Annotated in this window: 1 protein-coding gene; it reads left to right on the top strand. The window is 37.2% G+C overall.

What is annotated here, in order from left to right:
* Window positions 1-88: 88 nt before the first annotated feature.
* On the top strand, window positions 89-2,666 hold a 2,578-nt coding region (gene dinG, locus V7147_RS23770; protein ID WP_335370269.1), incomplete at its 3' end, for an ATP-dependent DNA helicase DinG.

Here is a 2,666-nt window from a genome sequence, read left to right as displayed (position 1 = left end):
GAGAGCCGATGGCGCCTGCAGCTAGAAAAAAAACTATTGTAAAAACACGCCCCCAATATGGGGGCGTTTGTGTTAGGAGGTGGCACCAATGAATAAACGCTTTGTCGTAGTAGACCTAGAAACAACTGGGAACTCTCCAAAAAAGGGCGATAAAATCATACAGTTTGCAGCGGTCGTGATTGAGGATGGAGAAATTATTGAACGATTTGCGACCTTTGTCAATCCGAATCAAGACATCCCCATTTTTATTGAGCAATTTACGGGTATTTCAAATGAAGTTGTTGCGAACGCTCCTGATTTTTCAATCGTCGCGCCTGAAATTATATCAATGTTTCAGGATTCCTATTTTGTAGCTCATAATGTCCCTTTTGATTACTCGTTTTTACAGGAAGAATTAGCGCAATGTGGGTTTGAAAATTTTAATTGTCTAACCATCGATACGGTTGAACTTTCAAGAGTAATGCTTCCTTTAGCAGATAGCTATAAGCTGGGTCAGCTTGCTGAATCCCTTTCATTAACCCATGAAAATCCGCATCAAGCAGATAGTGATGCAGAAGTAACAGCGGAAATTCTCTTGAAAATTTTACATAAAATAGAGCGGCTACCACTTGTCACGGTTCAAAAGTTATATTCCCTGTCAACCTATTTTAAAAGTGATATTCGTGAAATTTTAAGGGAGATATTGGACGAAAAATCAAATCATGTGGATAAGGATACGAAATTTGATATATACCGTGGTCTTGCACTTCATAAGAGATCCAAGCATAGAGAAAAACGAAAACAAAAAAGCTATACTTATACGGAAGTTTATCACTCAGCGATACAAAACTTTTCATTCCGTCAAGGTCAACTTGAAATGATCCAGACGATACACCATGCAATGGAAACAAACCAGCATGCGATGATTGAAGCGGGTACTGGTATAGGGAAATCAATCGCATACTTGCTACCTGCGATTTATATCTCCAAAATGAAGGGACGCTGTATGATAAGCACGAATACTCTTCAGCTTCAACATCAGTTGTTGGAAAAAGATATTGCAAAAATAAGAGAGATCCTTTCATTTGATTTTGATGTTGCGCTCCTAAAAGGCAAAGGGAATTATCTTTCTTTGAGAAAGTTTGAACAAATTCTTTACGAGAACACGGATAATTATGATGAGGTTTTAACAAAGGCGCAAATTTTAGTATGGTTAACGGAAACAGTATCAGGGGACATTGACGAAATTAATGTGCCATCAGGTGGCAAGCTTTTATGGGAGCGTGTAAAAAGCACAGTAGAAAATCCTGGATTTGAAGACTCAATCTGGGAATCCAGATGTTTTTATCAAAAAGCAAGAAAAGCTGCTGAAAAAGCAGATATCGTGATTACAAATCATGCTTTACTTTTGCAAGATTTAGACCAACAATTTGAAATTCTCCCAACGTATGATTATTTAATTCTGGATGAAGCCCATCATTTCGAGGCTTTAGCTAAACGTCAAGTTGGCTTTCATATTCATTATTTATCAATTCATTCCGTGCTCATGAGAATTGGACTACTTGAGACAAATGACTTACTCGTTAAATCGTCGAAACTCATGGAACGAAATGGCTTTGACGTTGATTCCTTCTTACATGTGAATCAAATCATAAAGAACATTAGAGTATCAGTGAATGATTTCTTTCGAATGATACGCAGTCATGTCTTAATGAAACAGCCAGTAGAAAACGAAAAAAATCGGATTCAATATATCCTCCACTCCGAAGATGAATATGGTGAACACTGGCAGGAAGCGATTGAGCAGCTTACGAAGCTTAATATTTTAATAAAAGAACTTGTAAATAAAGTTCAATATCAAAAGGAACTCATTATTCAAAATAAGGTCCTGCTAACGCCGTTACAGCTTGGTTTATTCAATGATTATCTATTGAGTATTGATCTATTAACGGAAAAGTGTTCAATTATCGAAAACATTATTGGAATCAATAGGAATAAAATGACTTGGATTGAAATTGACCCAAGAGGACCTGTCAATTCAGCAACCCTTTTCTCAGAACCAACAGATATCTCGGATTTTTTAGCCGACCAATTTTTTGCAAGTAAAAAAAGCGTGATTATGACTTCTGCAACATTAACGGTTGATGATTCGTTTACCTATATGATTGAAAAACTAGGCTTGGGTGATTTTCAACCAATCACATTGTCGATTCCATCACCATTTGATTTTGAGCGTCAAGCTGCATTGATGGTTCCTACAGACGTACCACTGATCAATGCTGTTTCACAGGCTGAGTTTGTCGATTCTATTTCTACTCAAATTACTCAAATTGCAAATAAAACGAATGGTCGCATGCTTGTACTATTTACTTCATATGAAATGTTACAAAAAACATATATGAATTTAAAAAATACAGCGCAGCTTGAACAATTTGTATTAATTGCCCAGAGTATAAGTGGTGGCAGTCGGGCAAAATTAACGAAGAATTTTCAAGCGTTTGATAAGGCGATTCTTCTCGGTACAAGCAGCTTTTGGGAAGGTGTAGATATTCCTGGAGAGGATTTAACTGCACTTGTCATTGTCAGACTCCCTTTTGCTCCACCAAATGATCCTATTTTCACTGTCCGTGCTAAGGAGATTGAAGTAAAAGGAGGGGATCCTTTCAGGGATCTTTCATTACCTGAAG

It is taken from the genome of Bacillus sp. JJ1521, from assembly GCF_036965165.1.
GTDB lineage: Bacteria > Bacillota > Bacilli > Bacillales > Bacillaceae_L > Ferdinandcohnia.
Note: the sequence above shows the minus strand (reverse complement) of the source record. Positions and strands in the feature narration are given on the sequence as shown.